The organism is Rapidithrix thailandica, from assembly GCF_039710355.1.
GTDB lineage: Bacteria > Bacteroidota > Bacteroidia > Cytophagales > Flammeovirgaceae > Rapidithrix > Rapidithrix thailandica.
Map to the genome: position 1 here is coordinate 173,808 of NZ_JBDKWZ010000008.1, position 21,574 is coordinate 195,381.

At 41.4% G+C, this 21,574-nt stretch carries 15 protein-coding genes; 11 read left to right on the forward strand and 4 right to left on the reverse strand.

Annotated features, from left to right (window positions below):
• Positions 1-237: 237 nt before the first annotated feature.
• The 6 genes from AAG747_RS15605 (at position 238) to AAG747_RS15630 (ending at position 8,613) form a co-directional block, all read left to right on the forward strand.
• Entirely contained in the window at positions 238-810 is a 573-nt protein-coding gene (locus AAG747_RS15605; protein WP_346822125.1) for an RNA polymerase sigma factor, read from the forward strand.
• Between the two features lie 325 nt (positions 811-1,135).
• Positions 1,136-1,747, forward strand: coding sequence for a hypothetical protein (locus AAG747_RS15610; RefSeq protein ID WP_346822126.1), 612 nt, complete (start codon positions 1,136-1,138; stop codon positions 1,745-1,747).
• A gap of 296 nt (positions 1,748-2,043) precedes the next feature.
• On the forward strand, positions 2,044-3,060 hold the full coding sequence (locus tag AAG747_RS15615) for a FecR family protein (RefSeq protein WP_346822127.1): 1,017 nt from the start codon (positions 2,044-2,046) through the stop codon (positions 3,058-3,060).
• A gap of 138 nt (positions 3,061-3,198) precedes the next feature.
• Positions 3,199-6,297, forward strand: coding sequence for a TonB-dependent receptor (locus AAG747_RS15620; RefSeq protein WP_346822128.1), 3,099 nt, complete (start codon positions 3,199-3,201; stop codon positions 6,295-6,297).
• Positions 6,298-6,619: 322 nt separating this feature from the next.
• The gene (locus tag AAG747_RS15625; protein ID WP_346822129.1) at positions 6,620-7,714 is read left to right on the forward strand and encodes a phytase; all 1,095 of its coding nucleotides are present in this window, start codon (positions 6,620-6,622) and stop codon (positions 7,712-7,714) included.
• Positions 7,715-7,902: 188 nt separating this feature from the next.
• The gene (locus tag AAG747_RS15630; protein WP_346822130.1) at positions 7,903-8,613 is read left to right on the forward strand and encodes a DNA alkylation repair protein; all 711 of its coding nucleotides are present in this window, start codon (positions 7,903-7,905) and stop codon (positions 8,611-8,613) included.
• Between the two features lie 31 nt (positions 8,614-8,644).
• Here the strand turns inward: AAG747_RS15630 and AAG747_RS15635 are convergent, their stop codons facing one another.
• A complete protein-coding gene (locus AAG747_RS15635) occupies positions 8,645-8,989 on the reverse strand; it encodes an ArsR/SmtB family transcription factor (RefSeq protein WP_346822131.1) in 345 nt (114 codons plus the stop codon).
• A gap of 369 nt (positions 8,990-9,358) precedes the next feature.
• On the opposite strand from AAG747_RS15635, the gene AAG747_RS15640 reads away from it, so the two are divergent.
• The gene (locus AAG747_RS15640) at positions 9,359-10,594 is read left to right on the forward strand and encodes a CHRD domain-containing protein (RefSeq protein WP_346822132.1); all 1,236 of its coding nucleotides are present in this window, start codon (positions 9,359-9,361) and stop codon (positions 10,592-10,594) included.
• 182 nt (positions 10,595-10,776) lie between these two features.
• Here AAG747_RS15640 and rpe read toward each other — a convergent pair whose 3' ends face one another.
• Positions 10,777-11,430: a ribulose-phosphate 3-epimerase gene (gene rpe / locus AAG747_RS15645; protein ID WP_346822133.1), complete on the reverse strand. Its 654-nt coding sequence runs from the start codon at positions 11,428-11,430 to the stop codon at positions 10,777-10,779.
• A gap of 255 nt (positions 11,431-11,685) precedes the next feature.
• On the opposite strand from rpe, the gene AAG747_RS15650 reads away from it, so the two are divergent.
• A complete protein-coding gene (locus AAG747_RS15650) occupies positions 11,686-13,698 on the forward strand; it encodes an alpha amylase C-terminal domain-containing protein (protein WP_346822134.1) in 2,013 nt (670 codons plus the stop codon).
• 79 nt (positions 13,699-13,777) lie between these two features.
• Here AAG747_RS15650 and AAG747_RS15655 read toward each other — a convergent pair whose 3' ends face one another.
• Positions 13,778-14,551 (reverse strand): peptidylprolyl isomerase, encoded by a 774-nt coding sequence (locus AAG747_RS15655; RefSeq protein WP_346822135.1) that lies wholly within the window; start codon positions 14,549-14,551, stop codon positions 13,778-13,780.
• Positions 14,552-14,607: 56 nt separating this feature from the next.
• Positions 14,608-15,672, reverse strand: a complete 1,065-nt coding sequence (pheA, locus tag AAG747_RS15660) for a prephenate dehydratase (protein ID WP_346822136.1) — start codon at positions 15,670-15,672, stop codon at positions 14,608-14,610.
• Between the two features lie 299 nt (positions 15,673-15,971).
• On the opposite strand from pheA, the gene AAG747_RS15665 reads away from it, so the two are divergent.
• The 3 genes from AAG747_RS15665 to AAG747_RS15675 all read left to right on the forward strand — a co-directional run bounded on the left by AAG747_RS15665 (position 15,972) and on the right by AAG747_RS15675 (position 21,558).
• On the forward strand, positions 15,972-17,174 hold the full coding sequence (locus AAG747_RS15665; protein ID WP_346822137.1) for a hypothetical protein: 1,203 nt from the start codon (positions 15,972-15,974) through the stop codon (positions 17,172-17,174).
• Between the two features lie 213 nt (positions 17,175-17,387).
• Positions 17,388-18,017: a response regulator gene (locus AAG747_RS15670; protein WP_346822138.1), complete on the forward strand. Its 630-nt coding sequence runs from the start codon at positions 17,388-17,390 to the stop codon at positions 18,015-18,017.
• A gap of 523 nt (positions 18,018-18,540) precedes the next feature.
• The gene (locus tag AAG747_RS15675) at positions 18,541-21,558 is read left to right on the forward strand and encodes a SusC/RagA family TonB-linked outer membrane protein (protein ID WP_346822139.1); all 3,018 of its coding nucleotides are present in this window, start codon (positions 18,541-18,543) and stop codon (positions 21,556-21,558) included.
• Positions 21,559-21,574: the final 16 nt, after the last annotated feature.

Sequence of the window (21,574 nt, forward strand, 5' to 3'; positions counted from 1 at the left end):
ATAGTTGATTAGTGATTCAATAAATTTAGTGACGAAGGAGCAGATTGCCAAAACCAAAAGACGAAGGGAAAAGCTGTAAGGCTTGAATACGAGTAGTTTATATCTGTTTTTCTTTTGTGTTATTTTCTTCTTTCACAGTTTGGTAAACATAAATTAAAGCAATGATAACTCGCTTCCTTTGAGCATAAGGCAGAAATAAACAACTTTTGGCATATACTTACCAAAGTACACGGATCATTGCGGACACCTATCCAAACAAAAGACGATATAAGGGTCATTGAAGAGTTGAAGGCGGGTAACTTTAAAGCCTTGGAGCAACTTTTTGAGGAGTACTATCCGCTTTTGTGCCGGTTTGGGTTTCGCCAGCATCCCAACCCCCCTCAAGTAGAAGAATTAGTGGCCGATGTCTTTATTGCTCTTTGGGAAAGACGGGCCCAATTAGTCATTCATTCCAGTATCAAAGCCTATCTGTTTAAGGCTGTCCGCAATCAGATTGCTCAATCTTTGCGAAGGCAGCAACCTCATTTCATAACCACCGAAGAACTGACACAAGATCTGTTGGCCGATAGCCCCACTCCCGAAGGGCACTTGCTCTATAAGGAGTTTAGCCAAAACGTTTTTCAGGCGATAGAAGCATTGCCTGCCAGTTGTCAAACTATTTTTAAACTGCATAAGCTCGATCAACTTACCTACCGGGAAATAGCCGAAATTATGGAGGTCTCCATGAAAACCGTAGAAAATCAAATGGGTATGGCATTGAAAATCCTTTCCCAGCAAGTGTTGAAGGAGGGTGTGGTAACCGACGAGTAGGGTTTCTACGATCTTAGAATTACAAAATCTCAGTTTACCTATGTTTACTTACTTCCATAGTAATATAGAAAAGTTCTTAATAGCTTTTCCTTATTAAAGGGATTTTAATGTTTAAATACTTGATTTGTAAAGCCTTTTAGGTTGATTGTTTTTGCCTTATCATCAAATGTGTTCGGTGAATCTAAAGTACATGTTTTATTGGAGTACAATAACATTGTACAGTTTGTAACAGAGTACTTAAGCCTACGGAAGGTATGAAACCACAAGGAAAAGAATTACCTATTTATACGGTTTTAAGTATAAAGCACACTTTATTAATTTTTTTATGAAAAAAACGTTAACCCTTTCGCTTTTTGCTAAATTTTTATTTTTAGCGCTGATTTTTTCTTCTTGTTCTAAGGATGATGATCCGGAACCGAAAATCAAAAATGAGTTTCAAATAGGGGATGAAACGCTGACAATCGATTATGGTATTTTGGTTGATTTTGGTAGCTTTGACCCTATAGGGTCTGATAATGAGTCAAGTAACCATTATAACTATTATTTTGTACTTACTAATGGTGAGCCAGGTCCTTATGAGGATTATTGGCAAAGTGAATCCAATACTTACAGAGTCTATTTTGAGCTGTTTTCTAATGGTAGTGAGGGATTTAAACCAGGTACTTTTACCTACTTAAATAAAGAAAAAGCAACAAAAGAAACGATTAAAAATAAGTCTTTCTTCTTTGATGTTGACTATTCTGAATCCGACAATTTTAAATCTGATGAGGCTGGAGATAAGGCAATTGGCGGTACGGTAAAAGTTTCAAAAGGCCAATCAGAATACGAATACATAATTGAATTTGAGTTGGAATTAGCATCCGGAAAAACCTTAAAAGGGGCTTACTCCGGGGTCTTTAAGTTTGTTTGTGATAATAAAGACTGCAATAATGAGTAGACTCTAAATACATTACTTTACCAAAGCCGGGTATGTCCATATACCTGGCTTTTTTTATGCAATCTTTGGTATGCTCATTTACAAGTGGGATAATGATAAGTACCTTGAGAACATGTGAAATTTTAAACCTTCCAGGTTTTCAAAACCTGGAAGGTTTGTTTTTTTGCCGGTTTGTTCATCTGTACTTCATATTGCTATCCGATAATAAACTTACTGTTCATATACCTTTCATATTCTCTTATTCGAAAGCCTTCCCCAAATAGCAACTCCCCAATTGAAACACCAACGTAAAAGCAATGGGGCAACCGGATTGGAACATATTAGCCAAATACCTGGCAAAGGAAACTTCAGAAGAGGAAACAAAAAAAGTAGAACAATGGATTGTTACCCATCCGGGTGAGTTTGAACAATTGAAAAAAATCTGGAATGTAGGACATTCTACAGACGAAACTCCGGTGGATGTACTTGCCGGGAAAGCCTACCTGCAAAGTAGGTTGGATAAAAATCCTCAACGGGGGTTTCAGGTACACCGGAATACTTCCAAACGCTGGGCCTGGACAAAAGTGGCGGCTGTGGTTGCTCTGCTGTTGGGATTGGCCATAAGCCTTACTTGGTGGAATCGTATACAAGAGACCGCTGCCTTCGTAACATTGGTAGAAAAATATTCACCGGAAGGAAGTCGTCAAATCATTCAATTGGCCGATGGCACGCTAGTGCATTTGAATGCCGGAAGCCGTTTGCGTTTTCCCAAAGTCTTTACAGGCAAGAGCAGAGAAGTTTTTTTGCAAGGGGAGGCCTTTTTTGAAGTCGCCAGGGACACTACCCAACCCTTTATCATCCGAACCGGAAACCTGGTGACACGCGTTTTGGGTACTTCTTTCAATGTAGCGGCTTACCCGGAAGATTCGGAAGTAAAAGTATCGGTAGCTACCGGTAAAGTGGAGGTTTACACGGAAGGTACAGAAGCTGTGCAAGGGGAAAAAGTGCAGCTTTTACCCCATCGGCAAGCTGTATTTGCCAAAGCAAACCAACAGTTTCAAGTACAGCCCTTTGAGTTGGCTTCGGTATGTGCCTGGAAGGAAGGAACACTTCGCTTTATGAATACCGCTCTGCCGGAAGTGTGTAAACAACTGGAACGCTGGTACGGGGTGACCTTCGAGTTGCAATCCGAATCCCTTAAGGCTTGTAGTTTATCCGGAGAGTTTCATAATCGCTCCTTACAGCATGTTTTAGAAGCTATTAGTTATACGAACGGTCTTCGGTTTGAAATGCATCAGGACTCAGTGGTACTGAGCGGAGAGGGATGCTTATAGCCGTCAGTTTTTTTACGAATCATGATAGTGACTTTCCCGGGAATGTCTTGAAAATGAATAAGGATTACCATTCGATTATTTACTGTCAACCATTTGAATAGCAACTTATTTGTTGAAACAATAAATCTTCAATTCCATATGAAACGAACATTACTTCTAAGCTTTCTTGTACTTAGTTATGCTTGTATTGGGCAAGCCATGGCTGAAGGATTGGATAAAGCCAAAAATATCGAAAAGATTTTCATCAGTCTTTCTCTACAAAATGCTACGTTACAAAAGGCTTTTGAGGAAATTGATGAACGGACCGGACTGAAGTTTGTGTACAACAGCAATTTGGTTCCGGTAGGCAAACGGGTATCGCTTCGGGTAGAAGAACAATCCGTAAAATATGTACTTACGGAGATTGCAAAAGCCGTCAGGGTGAATTTTAAACAAATTGACAATACCATCCTGGTAAAACCGGGCAAAGAGCCTTCAACCATAAAAGATGAAAGTATTGAAGAAGAAGGGCAGGGTATCGTACGAGGACGGGTTGTGGATGAAAACGGCTTGAGCTTACCGGGAGCCCATATCAAAATTGTAGAGTTGGAACAGAATGCAACCATTGCCGATGAGAATGGAAAATTTATTTTATTGAATGTTCCTTCGGGAAAATACCAATTGCAAATTACCTATATCGGTTACGAATCCGGTACGGAAAATATCACGATTGAAACCGGAAATACGGTGGATCTTACAATTTCACTTGCGCCTAACGTTATGGTGGGGGAGGAAGTGTTGGTCCTGGGAGATCGCTTGAAAGGTCAGGCAAAAGCATTGAACCAGCAAAAGAATAATCCCAATATTACCAATGTCGTTTCGGCGGATCAAATCGGTCGTTTTCCGGATGCCAATATCGGGGATGCCATGAAAAGAATTCCAGGGATTACCGTGCAAAATGATCAAGGGGAAGCCCGTGATTTTATCATCCGGGGGTTGGCCCCACAGTTAAACTCTGTAACCTTGAATGGCGAAAGGGTGCCTTCTGCCGAAGGCGACAACCGGAAAGTACAATTGGATTTGATTCCGGCGGATATGGTGCAGACGATTGAAGTCAACAAAGCTTTGACTCCCGATATGGATGCCGATGCCATCGGAGGTTCGGTCAATTTAGTGACGCGCTCAGCTCCGGAAGGCTTCCGCGTGTCGGGAACCCTGGGTTCCGGGTATAGTTTTTTTAGTGAGAAGCCGATTTGGACCGGTGGATTAGTGCTGGGTAACCGCTTTTTCAACAATAAATTGGGAGCTATTTTGAGCGCTTCATATAATCATCATGATTTTGGTTCGGACAACATGGAAGCCGCCTGGATGGATACGGAGGAACACGGAGCCATCATTGAAGAGTACGATGTGAGAACCTATTTTGTGAAAAGGGTGCGGAGAAGTATGTCGTTGAATCTGGACTATAGATTTTCACCGAACCATACCCTTTACCTTTCGGGAATGTACAATTGGCGCGATGACTGGGAAAACCGCTATCGCTTTCGTGTGGGAAAACTGGACGAAGCGTATGAAGAGGGTGACTTTTCGGTAATTGAGCCGGGGTTATACGAAACGCTTGGACGGATAGGGCGCCAAACCAAAGGGGGAAGCGGCAATGACCGGATCAACAATAGCCGTCTGGAAGATCAACGCATTGCCAATATCAGTTTGAGAGGAGACCATTTGTTTGGAATTTTGAAGGTAGATTGGGCGTTGAACTATGCCAAAGCCTCTGAAGAAAGACCTCACGAGCGCTATATCAGTTACCGTTCCGGTGGGCTTCCGGTGCGTATGGATTTACGCAATCCCAAAAAACCGTTGGTTACTCCCTTACAAGAAAACCAATGGCAAAGCTTGGAAATCAATGAAATCAGCGAGCAGTACGGGTATACGGAAGAGGAAGATTTGAATGCCCGTTTGGATTTGCGATTGCCTTTGGGAAAAGGAGGAATTGTAAAATTTGGTGGGAAATACCGCTCCAAAGAGAAGTATAGAGACAATAACTTTTTTGAATACAGCCCTTTGGATGAAGGAACATTCGGTGAGTTGTTGAATGATGTACCCCATCAAGACCAGACCAAAGGCGATTTTCTTGTAGGGGATCAATACAATGCCGGGTATTTTGTGGACAAAGGCTTTTTAGGTGGGTTGGATTTGGGAAATACTTCGGTTTTTGAAAAAGAAGACAAACCGGGTGAATATATAGATGGAAACTACCAGGCGGAAGAATCCATCTATGCCGGGTACTTAATGGCTGATTATCAGCTGGGTAAAAAGTTTTATGTCTTGGCCGGCTTGCGGGTGGAGCATACGGATCTGAATTATAAAGGATTTTCGTTTGACGAAGAGTCGGAAAAAGTGGGTACGACCAAGGGGGAAGACAATTACACCAACGTATTGCCTTATTTGCATCTGAAATTCAATGCCTCTGAGAATACGGTGATCCGTGCAGCGATTACCAAAACTTTAGCCCGGCCGGATTACTACCGTTTGGTGCCCTACCAAGGATACAATCCGGAAGATGAAGAATTGGTGGAGGGAAATCCCAACCTGAAACCTTCCGTATCTACCAATTTGGATTTGATGGCTGAAAATTATTTCCAATCTATTGGATTGGTTTCTGTCGGAGGTTTTTATAAGAAAATTGATGACTTTGTATACGAAAGGGTAATGAACAATTTTGATCATCCGAAATACGGTAACGTAGACTATACCACCTTTCTCAACGGAGAGTCGGTGGATGTTTACGGGTTTGAAGTGGGCGTCCAACGCCAGTTAAACTTCCTTCCGGGAGCATTACGGGGATTGGGGATTTATCTGAATTATACCAATACGCATTCTAAAACCTCCGGAATCCAGGGCCGGGAAGAGAGTAAATTATCATTGCCCGGTACTGCCAAACATATGTTTAACGGCTCCCTGTCTTTTGAAAATAAAAAATGGGTGATGCGCTTGTCATTAAATTATGCCAGTGATTACATCGATGAATTGGGTGGCTCTTCTTTTGATGACCGTTATTATGATAAACAAACCTTCCTGGATTTCAATGCTTCCTATGCCTTGACGCCTAACTGGCGCATTTTTGCCGAAGTGTTGAACATTACCAATCAGCCCTTGCGCTATTATCAAGGGGTGAATAACCGCACTATGCAGGAAGAATTTTACAATATGCGCATGAACATAGGAGTGAAGTTTGACTTGTTTAAGAGTAAGTAATCACCTAATTGTGTTTTGAAAATTTTTCCTTGTATACGAATCCCCCTAGGATACAATACATAAACATAACCGACTTTCAAACATTCACTTCTCAGTTAAGTACGTACTTATCTCCAACTCCCTTTTTGCTCCATGCAAAAAGGGAGTAAAGGGGTAAGTTGCGTGGAGGTTGCACTTTGATGTGGAGAAATTTTTATATCGAGTGTACAAGGGCCTCGAGGTATTCTTTCCGAACGAAACGAAGGTTTTACTTGGTAGGAAAAAAAGAGGCTACGGGCCGTAGTCATATCAATAATTTATAAAGTGTAAAAACTAAATATTTATGAATACTAAGCAATTTATCCTGATGACTTGTTTGGGGACAAGCCTTTGTGCTTGTTTTTCCAAAAAAGAAAATACGAATGAACAAAGCGAAAAACCAATAGAAAAAAACACTGCGGTGGAACCGGTGTTGATTACAGAAAAAGGAGCAACTGACACGGATGATCCTGCCTTTTGGATCCATCCTGAAGACCCTTCGAAAAGTTTGATTATCGGAACGGATAAAGGCAATGATACCCCTAATAGCGGGGCTGTTTTGGTATATGACCTGGAGGGTAAGTTGATTGCGGAAAAATCAGTAGTGGGTTTGACCCGGGTAAATAATGTGGATGTGGCACAAGGGGTTAACCTCGGAGGAGACACTTCTTTGGACATTGCCGTAGTGACGGAAAGAGGGAAAAATGCGCTAAGGGTATTCGCCTTACCAGCCATGGACTCTATTGATAATGGGGGGATTCCGGTTTTTGAAGGAGATTCACTGCGAAAACCCATGGGAGTGGCTTTGTATCAGCGCCCAACAGACGGGGCAGTGTTTGCCATTGTCAGCAGAAAAGAAGGACTTAGTGGTTCTTACCTATGGCAGTACCGGCTTTATGCCAACCCGGACGGTAATGTGACAGGGGAGTTGGTGAGGAAGTTCGGAGCATTTGAAGGCGGAAAGGAAATCGAAGCTATTGCGGTGGACGGTGAATTGGGGTATGTATATTATTCGGACGAGGGATACGGTGTGAGAAAGTACTATGCCGATCCGGAACAAGGAAATGAGGAATTGGCGCTTTTTGCAAGGGAAGGTTTTGCCGATGACCATGAAGGAATTTCCATTTATACCCAAGCTGAAGGGAAGGGATATATTCTGGTTTCCGATCAACAGGACAATAGTTTTCAAGTATTTCCCAGAGAAGGAACTTTACAAAATCCACACGATCATCCATTGTTGAAAAAAGTAAAAGTCTCAACCCAAGAGAGTGATGGCAGCGAGGTAACCAGCCTGACCCTGAATGAAACCTTCAAAGGAGGGTTGTTTGTGGCTATGTCTGAAGGTGGTGTGTTTCATTATTACCGTTGGAGTGATTTAGGGATTGAAGAAAAACAATAATAACTGCCATTTAGCCTGATTCGCAGTACCGGTTTGGCAAATGAGTAAGCAGATTTTTCTTTCCGTTTACTCATTCGCCTTTTCCTTCACAAAGAAACATCTTTTCACTAGTCATCGCCCTCTGTTTCCTGGCGTAAGTTGTTCTTTTTTCGGGTAACTCTTATCTTAAGCAAAAAGATCAACGAACCATGACAACTCAAGAAGTCCTCCAAGAGCTTGCCCTATACGGAAGCGAACAGACTAAAAAGGTATTTAGAAAGCATGGAGCCCGGGAGCCTTTTTACGGTGTGAAAGTAGCGGATTTGCGAAAATTGCAAAAGAAACTGAAAAAGAATTCTCAGTTAGCCGAAGAATTATACAACACCGGAAATTCGGATGCTATGTACCTGGCAGGGTTGATTGCTGACCCTTCACTGATGAGCAAAGAACAATTGCAACGTTGGGTAGATAAGGCTTATTGGTACATGTTGAGTGAACATACCGTGGCAAATGTAACAGCAGATAGTCCTTGGGGATATGAATTGGCCTTGAAGTGGATAAAAGCAGACAAAGAACAGGTGGTTGCGGCCGGTTGGGCTACCTTGTCGGGCATTGTATCTGTAAAAGAGGATGAGACCTTGAATCTCTCCGTTCTGAAACAGCTTTTGCAGCGTGTGGAAAAAGACATCCATCAGGCCCCTAACCGGGTGAGGTATACGATGAATAATTTTGTAATTGCTCTGGGCTGTTATGTGTCCGGATTGACCGAAATGGCCAAAAAGACAGCGGGAAAAATAGGAGCGGTACACGTGAATATGGGAGAGACTGCTTGTAAAGTCCCACAGGCATTAGCATACATTGAAAAAGTAGAAGGGATGAACAGAATTGGGAAAAAACGGAAAAGTGCCCAAGGCAACTAATACTTTTTAGGCAAAATAGAATGATCTTTTTTTAACAACAAGATTCCTCTTTTTGGGATTGTAAGGTGTTCAATCTCTGAAGAAACGTGTCCAAACCGTATTGGGCCTCATTAAAAGCTTCCCAATCGATACAATAACAGGAGCGAGGGCCTTGAATAGTTCCTTTGATGAGACCGGCATTTTTCAACTCTTTGAGGTGTTGGGAAACGGTGGATTGGGCTAACGGGAGCGCCTCCACGATTTCACCGCAAATACAGGATTTCTTTTCCGCTAAGGTTTGTAAAATAGCAATGCGGGCCGGGTGGGAAATAGCTTTGGCAAAATTTGCTAATGCTAGCTCTTTTTTACAAAAGGCAGATTTTTTATTCCGTATCATGGGTAATGATGATTTACTTGTAAAGGTATATAAAATGCGAATGATTCGAGTAAGATTGTGTTATAAAGTTCATTTGTAATTTCAGAACAGAAAGAACTGCCCTAATCCTTTATATTTTTCGAATAAATCCGTAATTTCATTTTTCATAACACAGCATATTCACAAACTACCCATCCCTTTATTTTTTGCTAATAATTGCATTTCCCTTTTAACCTCACGGGCAAGTCTCAAGGAAGGTTATAACTGGGTACTCCTTTCCTTTTAGGAGTACATACTGAGTAAATCCTACTTTGTTTTCCTGACATTCCGCGATTGCCCCAAACATCTCCATTGAACATTCTTTTTTTAATTGAAAAAACTGTTTTTGTTATGAGAAAAATGAAAAAAATCCGGACCTTAAACCATTGGTTAGCTGTGGTATTAAGTTTTACTTTAATGATGTGTATCAGTTGCGATGATGATGACGATGACGGACCCGGTACCCCTCAGCCTACAGGAAATAGCGAAACCTATCAACTAGGGGCGGTATCGAACCCGGGAATTACCGGGACGGTGAAGTTTGAAGAGTTGGATAACGGAAACATTCGGGTGACCATTAACCTTAATAATACGACTTCCGGAGGCTCGCATCCTTCACATATCCATTTCAATTCGGCAGCAGAAAGTGGAACAATCGCCATTTCATTGACCAATGTAGACGGGGCGACCGGCAGTAGCGTTACCGAGGTCAATGAGATGGATAACGGTACGGCAATTAACTATAATGAACTGATTAACTTTGACGGTTATGTGAATGTGCATTTAAGTGCCTCTGATTTGGATATCTTGATTGCTCAAGGGGATATAGGAGGCAATGAACTTACCGGGGAAACACTGGAAATTGATTTGGATGAAAAAGATGTAGCGGATATTAGCGGTACGGCTACCTTTGCCAAACGCAAAAACGGCTTGACCCTGCTTACCATTGAATTGCAAAATACCCCTCCCGGAGGCTCACATCCCGCACATATACATATGAATTCTGCAGCGGAAGGAGGCGGTATTGTAATTTCTTTGAATGCCATTGACGGTGATACCGGATTAAGTAAAACGACCATCCGGGAAACCGATGCCGGTGACCCGGTTACCTATGAGGAAGTAGTTGTTTACAATGGCTATGTAAATGTGCACCTGAGCGATATGGATTTAGGTACGATTGTCGCCCAAGGGGATATTTTGGAAGGCAACCGTCTGGAAGGAAGTACCGAAACGTATGATTTGCTAGAAGTCGGAGGCTCCGGGGTGAGCGGTACGGCTACTTTTGCCAAGCGGAACGATGGTTATACCATCATTACTGTTGAACTCACCGGAACTTCAGGTGGAGCTTCTCATCCTATGCATATTCATGACAATGATGCGGCTACCACAGGACCGATTGCTGTCTCACTGACCAATGTGAATGGCGATACGGGGAAAAGTATTACCTTGGTTACAGAAAAAGACGATGCAACGGATATTACCTATGACCAATTAATTACTTATAACGGCTATATCAACGTGCATTTAAGTGCAAGCCAATTAAGTACGATTGTTGCTCAAGGAGATATTGGCAGCAATGCCGATTAATTTACGGAAAGCTTCTGTTCGAATTAGCATTCCTTGCTCCTTACCGGTGCGCATCCCTTTGATGCGGGCTTGGGAAATGAGATGAAAGCCTTATTGGAATAGGCTGGGGTGTTTGTAAATAGATAAAAAGCCGGAGGACGTTTTCATGTCCTCCGGCTTCTCTTTTAGGTTATGATGTTGTTTTAAGACAAATGTTTGATGGAAGAAATGGCTTCTTTGGGTTGTGGGTGTTTGAATACATAACTTCCCGCGACCAACATATCTGCTCCGGCCTCTACCAAGGCCTTCGCATTCGAAGCATCCACGCCTCCGTCAATTTCAATTAAGGCTTTCGAACCGCTTTCCCGGATCATTTTTTTCAAGTCCTTCACTTTTTGATAGGTGTGAGGGATGAATTTTTGTCCTCCGAAACCGGGATTGACAGACATGAGCAAAACAAAATCCACATCGGTAATCACGCCTTCGAGCAACGATACGGGAGTGTGGGGGTTGAGAACTACCCCTGCCTTACAACCTAACTCTTTGATTTGGTAAACCGTACGGTGCAAGTGAGGGCAAGTTTCGTAATGCACCGAAATGTAATCCGCTCCGGCATTTTTGAAAGCTTCCAGATGTTGTTCCGGATTGACGATCATCAAGTGAACATCAATCGGTTTTTTTGCGATTTTATTGACCGCTTCCAACACCGGGATGCCAAATGAAATGTTGGGTACAAAAGTCCCGTCCATTACATCAAAGTGAATAAGATCCGCCTCGCTCTCATTCACCATTTCTATATCACGCTGCAGGTTATTAAAGTCCGCAGCCAGTATTGAAGGTGCTACTATAGATTTCATGCCGCAAAGATAACTCATTCCCCCGAATTCTATAGTATTGCCTGGAAATTCGACTGGGGTACTGGTTTGCTGTTCAGAAATTTTTAACTTAGAAGAAGCAGGACGGGGAAGGGCTATTCGCAGGGAACGGAAGGAAAATTACCAGAGAACGTTACGGGAAAAACAAAACTTTTTTCTAAAATACACAACCAAGGATAATCCGGACTCAACACCAAACCCCTAAAATCAAATCTTAAAAACCTATACGCTTACTCTATGTCTAAAAACCGACTTCAACTCATTCAAGATGACCCTTGGCTTGAACCTCATGAAGGGGAAATCGAAGCTCGTTACCAGCGGTATCAAGAACTGCTGCAGCAGCTAAACAAGACCTTTGGCAGTTTGAAAGAATTTGCCTCGGCCCATCATTATTTAGGTTTTACCTATGATACTGAGAAGCAAGGCTGGCATTACCGGGAGTGGGCCCCTCAGGCACATCAGCTGTTTTTGATCGGGGATTTTAATATGTGGAACCGCTCTTCCCACCCACTGAGCCGTGATTCGCAGGGTGTTTGGGAAATATTTCTGCCTGACAAGCAGTATCAGACGCTGTTTGTACACGCAAGCAAACTCAAAGTATTGGTACATTCCGTCCATGGACAACAAGAACGGATTCCCGCATATATCCGCAGGGTTGTTCAGGATGAAGATTCCAAAGATTTCTGTGGACAACATTGGGCTCCGGACCGGCCATTTGAGTGGGGAAATGAGGATTTTAAAATCCGGGATATCAAAGAACCGGTTATTTACGAATGTCATGTCGGAATGGCCACCGAAAGGGAGGGGGTCGGAACCTATACCGAATTTAAAAATTTGGTACTTCCCAGAATTAAAAAATTGGGATATAATACCATTCAGATGATGGCGGTTCAAGAGCATCCGTATTATGGCTCTTTCGGGTATCATGTCTCCAACTTTTTTGCCCCTTGTTCCCGTTTTGGTACTCCGGAAGAGTTAAAAGATTTGATCAAAACCGCCCATCAAATGGGCATTGCCGTGGTAATGGATTTGGTGCATTCTCATGCGGTGAAAAATATTCATGAAGGGCTTAACGAATTTGATGGTTCTGACTATCAGTATTTTCATGCGGGGGGTAAAGGCTATCATTCAGGTTGGGACTCCAAGTTGTTCAACTATGGGAAATGGGAAGTGATGCAGTTCTTGTTATCCAATGTTCGGTATTGGTTGGAGGAATTTCATTTTGACGGCTTCCGTTTTGACGGGGTCACCTCCATGCTATACGAGCATCATGGCAATATTGCTTTCAATAGTTATGACGATTATTACAATGATAAAGTAGACCGGGAAGCGGTGACCTATTTAAGTTTGGCGAATAATCTGGCGCATGAAATAAAACCGGGAGCCATTTCCATTGCCGAGGATGTGAGCGGAATGCCAGGATTATGCCGTCCGGTAGAGGAGGGGGGAGTTGGTTTTGATTACCGCCTGGCCATGGGAATTCCTGATTTTTGGATCAAAGTACTCAAGGAGCAAAGGGATGAAGATTGGAATATTTGGGACTTTTGGAGTGTAATGACCAACCGGAGGCATAATGAAAAGACCATTGCCTATTGCGAATCGCACGATCAAGCGTTGGTAGGGGATAAAACCATTGCCTTTTGGCTGATGGATAAATGGATGTATTGGCATATGCAGAAAGACGATGAACATTTGATTATCGATAGAGGTATAGCGCTTCATAAAATGATCCGTTTGTTTACCATTGCTTTAGGGGGGGAAGGATACTTGAATTTTATGGGGAACGAATTCGGGCATCCCGAATGGGTGGACTTTCCCAGGGAAGGAAATAATTGGAGTTTTAAACACGCCCGTAGACAATGGTCTTTGGTAGACAATGCAATGCTAAAATATCAGTTTTTGCAAGAGTTTGATAAAGATATGATTGCAATGGTTAAAAACCATCATGTGTTGTCGGCTGTTCAAGAAGATTCCTTGAATATGGATGAAGTGAATAAAGTGATTATTTTCAAAAGAGACCATTTGATTTTTCTATTCAATTTCCACCCCATCAATAGTATAGAAAATTACCAATTCACTTTGCCGAAAGACCTTTCGGGAGGGTATCGTATTGTGTTTAATTCCGATGATAAGCAATACGGAGGCCATGGCCGAGTCGATGCCTCTATGATTTACTCCACTGATAAATCGGGCCAATTAAGTTTGTACTTGACGAACCGTACCGCCCTGGTGTTGGAAAAAGTTCAGTAAGAAAAATCCCGTCCGGAAGGATCCTGCCGGACGGGATTTTTTGGGCTTTGATCAGTTCGGTTCAAAAAGCTTTTGAACCTTATTCACTGAGTACTCTTACCTCTTGGATAATGACATTTTCCAACGGCCAGTCTCCTTCCCCCACTTTTACAGCCGCAATCTTATCGATAACTTCCAGTCCTTCGATGACTTCGCCAAACACGGTATGCTCTTCGTCTAAGTGCGCTGCACCGCCCAAGGTCGTGTATGCTTGTGTCTGAGATGTGCTAAACCGGATATTATTTTCCTGTTGTAAGCCCAGTAATTCTTGAGGATTTAACCGGGTGCCTTGTACCAGGTAGAAGTCAAAACTGGCCGAGAGTTTTTCCGGGTTATTCTTATAATCCCTGGACATGGCTAGCGCTCCTCGTTTATGAAAGTACTTTTCAGTATTGATTTCTGCCGGAATTTTGTATTTACCAACTTTTCTGGTGAGCGGTCCACGAGATAAATCATCTGACCCTCCCCCCTGAATCATAAAGCCTTTGATGATCCGGTAAAAGAGGGTATTGTCATAAAATTTCATTTTAGCCAAGCGGATAAAGTTAGCCCGGTGTAAGGGTGTATCTTCATACAACTTGACTTTAATGTTGCCCATGGAGGTTTTAATAATCGCCTTGGTTTCTGGGTGCTCTTTGGCATATTCCCGTAAAAAAACCTCCGCATTTTGCTGGTTTAAGGTTACAAAGGCGTTTTTCTTTTTCTTTTCTGTTTTTTGCTTTTTAGTATTTTGTACCTGCTTTTTAGACGTGTCACAGGCTTGCATTCCCCAACTCACCAGCAGTATAAGTATCAGGTAAAAAAAGTGTCTCATATTTCAGTTTTTTCAGTCATTCGGAAATGGGCCTCTCGATACGATCCGTTTGTCTTCTAAACCATGCGTACATAACTGCCCAGAAAGGTGATACGCTCCCCGTATTTTTCAAAAATTCTTTGGGCATTAAGATCAGTATAATGGCCTTCAAAATCAATCAGGAAGAAGTATTTGAAGCTGGCTTTAATTCTGGCCGGACGGCTTTCCAGTTTACAAAGGTTGATTTTCTCACGTTTAAAATCGTTGAGAAATTCGACCAAGCCCCCCGGTTCGTCCTTGATTTTTGCCAGGATGGTAGTTTTGTCATTATCACTTTTTTGGTTGACAATGTTTTTACTGATGATAAAAAAACGGGTCCGGTTGCTTTTGCTGTCTTCGATGTTCTCGAAAAGCACCGGTAGGTTGTAGAGTTTGGCTGCGATATGTGAACAGATAGCGGCTGCTCCTTCTTCTTCGCTGGCCAGTTTTGCCGCTTTGGAAGTAGAGGCTACTTCTACCAGGTTGACCCGGTCGCCAAAGTAATTTTCCAAAAAGTTTTTACACTGCCGGAAAGCGATGTCTTTGGAATAAATCGTATGGATCTTTTCCAGGCGGTCTTCCAATCCGGATAAGGTGAAATGAATAGACATAGGGACTTCCGCTACGATTTTTATATCTCTTTCACAAAGCTGGTCAATGGTTTCAGCGACCGATCCCTCCTGGTTATTTTCAATAGGAACGACTCCAAACCGAACGCGTTCGGTTTCTACACTATCAAAAATTTGCTTGATATTATTCAATGCCACATATTCACTCACAGCACCAAAACGGCTTTCGGCAGCCTGGTGCGTAAAGCTGCCCTCAGGCCCCAAATAGGCAACACGCTCAGGCAACTCAAAATGACGGCTCACCGAAAATATTTCCAGAAAAATAGCTTCAATGGCTGCGCGGGTCAGTCCACCTTTGTTCAGCTTATACAAGCGGTCAATGATAAATTTTTCTCTTTCCGGACGGTAGATGACCGTTTTGCTTGTGCGTTTTAAGGCACCCACTTCATGTACTACTTCCATTCGTTGGTTCAACAACTCCAGAAGTTTAGCATCAATTTCATCAATTCTCTCTCTTAGTTGGTCTAAATTCATTTCAAAAGCAGCTTTGATCTTTAATTCTTGGTTGATAATGTCACTTGCAAATATAATATCGTCAGGGAACAGTTTGCAGGAATCGATGAAGAAGAAAGTAAACAGTCCTTTAGGGAGCTTTCTCTACTAATAGTGTTTTAAGAAAACGGAAAGGTTGATTATTGTATTATTACTGACAACGATTGTAAAATTTCAAGACTAAAGAAGCCGGTAGACAGTATGGTATAATTTTTTCGTTGTAGTTATACAATAAATAAGAGTAAAAACCGCTTAAGCAAGCATTTACAATTCCAATATTCATGAAAGGCATCTGGGTACTTATTTGTACATTCTTTCTTGGAATCACTTCCATCGTTTCCGCCCAACCGGAAGACGAGGTAGTGCGGGTTTTTGAAAATGCACCGGAACACCAAGTGGTAAAGTACCTTGTCAATTCCCAACATGAAAAACGGGTACACCTCTGGATGCACTTTGCCAAATCAGCCATTCTTACTCCGGAGGAATTGGCTAAAATCCAAAATGGAAAAGTGTATGCCATTGACCTTGTCTATACGGATTTCCCTAAAGGAAAGAATTTCGATCAACTGAATCAATCCAGGCTCGCCGATTTACTCAATCTTCGCCAAGATTTATTTTCAGATTCCACCGTTACCTGGAATGTGTTTAAACAAACCGGATGTGCCACACAAGAAGAAGCCGAGCGCTATTTTCATGGTTTGGTAATTCATTTTGAAAAGCCAAAAGTTTGGGAAGTAGTGACTACAAAAGGACCGGCTCAGTTGAAACTGCATCCTGACGATTTGGAAGCCAGAGAGCAAAAACGCAGGGATTACCTGGACAAGCTTTTACAAAAGCTCATGAAAACGAATCTGGGAATGGATATAGGCACCGATTCATCCACCTTGGATATTTTTGAACGCAATGCCAAATCCTGGAAAAATGTAGTGATTGTGAGTGATTGGACCGGCAGTATGTACCCTTATACACTTCAAGTGTTGAAATGGCAAGTAAAGGAAAATGCACATCATCGGATTGCCGGATATGTATTTTTTAATGACGGGGATTTGAAAACTACCGATGAAAAACTCATTGGCAATACCGGAGGCTTGTATGTGGCGGAAAGTACCCGGCCTGACAGGGTGCTGGCTACGATGAAAGAGGTGAAGAAAAACGGGGATGGGGGAGACTTACAGGAAAACGATATAGAAGCTTTGCTATTTGCCAAGAAACAATTTGAAGAAGCGGACGAATTTATCCTAATTGCCGATAATAAATCCCGGGTGCGGGACATGGCTTTGTTGCAATCATTTGACAAACCCGTGCGGATTGTCCTTTCAAGAGTGGATCAGGAAGCGTTGACTGCTATCAACCCTCAATATATCAGTTTGGCAATACTGACCAATGGTTCTATCCATACCCATTCGTTGGATTTTACCAATATAGAATTATTAAAAGATTACCTTAGTGAAAACATCGCCTCCAGTCCATTGGAAAGTTTTTAGAATGCTAGGCTTTAATTTTTACTAACTTAGTAGCGTACCTGTCTACAAGTTATTCCACTGATTGGCAGTATAAAACCCAACAAAAAGACCACTGATCACCAGCTAATAACCTCTTACTATCAACCACCGTACATAATTTCTTGAATACCGGTATTCTTTGGAAAAGATCCGTATTATTGCAATTCTTTTAACAAAAAAAACTAGTGTTGAATTATGATAACTAACACCACCAAAATAGTAATCATTGAAGATAATGAAGTTGTAAAAGATGGATTTACTTTACTGATCAACAACATACAAGGATATGAAGTGGTCAATGCCTATATCTGTTGTGAAGATGCTATTAAAAACCTGGGAAAAGACCAGCCGGATATTGTTTTAACTGATTTGGAGTTGCCCGGAATCAATGGGATTCAAGGCATTCAAAAAATCAAGCAACTCAATCCTGACATCACTATTGTGGTCATCACGGTTCATGAACAAAGCGAGATGGTCTTTGATGCATTGTGTGCCGGAGCCTCCGGCTATATCACCAAAGATACAGGATATGCCGAATTGTTAGAAGCCATAGAAGAAGTAAAACGAGGAGGCGCGCCCATGAGTCGTAACATTGCACGCATGGTGGTAAGCTCCTTTCAACGCAATCACAGTTCACCGCTGACCTCCCGGGAAACCGAAGTTTTGGAATTATTGGCAAAAGGAAAAAGCTATACCATCATTGCCAGTCAGTTATCCATCCATAAAGAGACTGTAAAGTCCCATATCAAGAATATTTACTTCAAGTTACAGGTGAATTCCAAAGCCGATGCCATCGAAAAAGCCCTGAAAAATAAGTTTATATAGCCCGGCATTTATCTTCAAAACCTATTCTGGCAAACCCAAACCGGTACTTTTATCAAGCCAAATAGCTTGATAAAAGTACCGGTTTTTTGTATTGCAATCAGCTATATTTATCGTTTTCACTGAGTTAATACACTACCTCATACAAAGAAGCTAGTCAAAATTATCCCCATTTTATGTTAAGAAAGTATGAAGAATTATACATTTATTATTGTATTTCTGTAATATTTTTTTATAAATTTACCTTACTATTAAGTAAAGCGTTTTGGGGGATATTTTTATATATCCTAATTTACTTAATAGAGATTGTATAATACAGTTCAGAATTAATCTACAACTACCTACTGAGAGCTTGTCTCTGAAAATGACTAACTTATAAAATATGAAGTTATTAGCAATTGCCGTATGTATGGTATGTTAATAAAGGGTGATTATTTTTAAGTGGGAAGAGAGCGTGCTTTAAATCATATCCCTACATTGGCGGTAGCTAATAAATAAGTAAGTTTAACTTTAAATTTTAGCATCTATGTTGAGAAAACTACGACTTGTTGCACTTTTGTGCAGCATGTGCTTGGTGCATACTGTCTATGCCCAAGACAAAACGATTAATGGTAAAGTGACGGCCGCAGAGGACGGTTCCCCGTTACCAGGAGTGAATATCATGGTAAAAGGCACAAGTGTTGGTGCTATCTCTGATATTAAAGGTGAATACAAAATATCTGTGCCTTCAGAAGCTACTACTCTGGTGTTTTCATTTATAGGTTTTGCTACTCAAGAAGTAGAAATTGGAAGTAATTCTACTGTTAATGTACAACTGACTGCTGGTCTTACGGAACTTACAGAGGTTGTTATTACCGGGTATGGCGAAAGGTCTAAGATCTCTTATACGGGCTCAGTATCTTCCTTGGGAGGAGAAAAAATTGAAAATACGCCTGTAGCTACAGTGGATCAGGTGCTACAAGGTAATGTTGCCGGTGTACAACTTTCTGCCAGTTCAGGTACTCCTGGGGCCGTGCAGGATATCAGGATCAGGGGGGTGAGTTCCATTACGGCGGATAATGATCCTTTGATAGTTATTGATGGTATCCCTGTAATATCAGGCGAACTTGACAGAAGTACTAGTACAGGTTCTTTGAGTGTTCTTTCATCTCTGAACCCTAATGATATAGAATCTATCAATGTATTGAAGGATGCAGCTGCTACGGCACTTTATGGGGCAAGGGGTGCTAATGGTGTGATCATCGTAACGACTAAAAAAGGGAAATCTGGTAAGGCTACGTTTACAGCAAGTGCCCAAGTTGGGGTGGTATCCAGAGCTATAGATGGGCCAAGTTTACTTAGTGCCTCTCAGTGGGATGAGTTGTTTTATGAGGCAGCAGTGAATGCTGGGTTTGCAGCTAGTATTGAGGAGGCAAGAGCAAATATTGACAATGGTTGGGATGGAAAAACCAATACGGATTGGACTGATGTAGTGTCGAATGATGATGCAATGCAACAGTCGTATAACCTTTCTGCCAGGGGAGGGAATGAAAATACTAACTATTATGTGTCAATGGGCTACTTCGACCAAGATGGGGTTGTTGTGGGGGTAGATTATGAGCGATTGAGTGGTAAAGTAGATTTGAACTCAAGGCTTACAGATAAGTTGATGCTAAAAACTTCTACTTTGGCATCTGTAGCTGATCAAAACGGGCAATTAGAAGGCTCTGCGTATTATGGAAATCCCGAGGCAGCGATATTTTTTACATTACCAATCGATCCTGCCTACAATGCGGATGGATCGTATAATTTGAACCTGTCTACAGGTACTTTTCACCCATTGTACAGTCAAGAAAATAACATTGCAAATAAGAAGCAAACACGCATCTTCAACAACACCGCTTTAGAGTTTGATATTGTTGATAATTTAAGGTTTATTTCAAATGTAGGCTTGGATGTGGTTTGGAACGAAGAGTTATACTATTATAACCCTAACTATGGAGACGGTGCTCAGCAACAAGGAGAGTCTTATGTGTATAATTCCAGAAATACCAATATTCTTTGGAAAAACCGCTTGAATTATGCTTTTAAGCTTAATGAAGTACATGCTTTTGATGTGAGCCTTGTACATGAACTCCAGAAAAATAAATACTTTACTACTGGGGCTGGGGGGTATGGTATGGCTACGGATGGTTTGGTATTACCGGATATTGTAGCTACTCCTGATTTTGTGTCTGGTTTTCGCTCTGATTGGGGGATTGCATCGATATTAGGTATTGTTAATTATGCATTTCAAAATAGATATTTTATTGACTTGACCTATAGACGAGAAGGAAACTCTAGGTTTAGTAAAGACCATCGCTACGGTAATTTCTGGGCAGTTAGTGGATCATGGGCTTTTTCAGAGGAATCTTTATTTAAAGAATCAAACTGGTTGAGTTTGGGTAAACTACGAGCTTCTTATGGGGTAAATGGTAATGCGGGAATTGTTAATAATTCTTATCAGCAATTACTTTCTTATTCAGGGTCATATTATGGGAACCCTGCCGCTGAGCCTACACAGATAGGTAATCCTCTTTTAACTTGGGAGAGTAGTGCCTACCTTAACTTAGGCTTAGATTTAGAACTTTTTGATCGGGTTAATATCACTGCAGAGTACTTTCATAGAAGAAATTATGATTTATTGTTAGAGGTACCTGTATCCAGAACTTCTGGTTTTGAAAACCAACCATTGAATGTAGGAGAGATGGTAAATAGAGGATTTGAGTTGTCAGTCAGTGCGGATATTATTAAAACAGAGGATTTTAACTGGAATATCGGTTTTAATTTTACAGATGTAGAAAATGAGGTGAAAGAACTGCCGGTTGATAATACAGGAACTGAAATTGGGATAACAACAGGTACCCGAAAAGTAACAGTCGGACAGCCTGTTTATTCTTGGTATATGCAAGAATGGGCGGGTGTAGATCCTGAAACAGGTGATGCATTATGGTATGTAAGTGATAAGAATAGAGAAACTACAAATGATTACACTAAGGCAGAGAGAACATTTCATGGATCAGCAACTCCTACTTTTTATGGAGGAGTAAATACCAGAATTGACTACAAAGGAATATGGCTGAGTGCAAACTTATATTATTCCACAGGTAATAAAGTATATGATTCTTGGGCAGGTTATACCATGTCAGATGGTCAATTTACTTATCATGTGTCTACTGGGTATGCCAGTCAGTACGATCGTTGGCAAGAACCAGGGGATATTGCGCCAAACCCAAAAAATGTTTTTTATAACGACTCTCGTTCTAATTCCACATCTACCAGAAGGCTTTATGATGGTACATTCTGGAGACTGAAAGACCTTACTTTAGGATATAACTTACCTAATACTTTAGTTTCTAGTATTGGTCTTACCAATTTGAGTGTTTATTTGAAGGGAACAAATATTTGGACAAAGGTTAAAGATGATAGGTTGGAGTTTGATCCGGAAGTGAAGGCAAGTGGATTATTGGAACTTATGGGACCTCCTTTGAAATCCTATTCGATAGGACTGTCAGTTAATTTTTAATATTTAAAAATTAGAA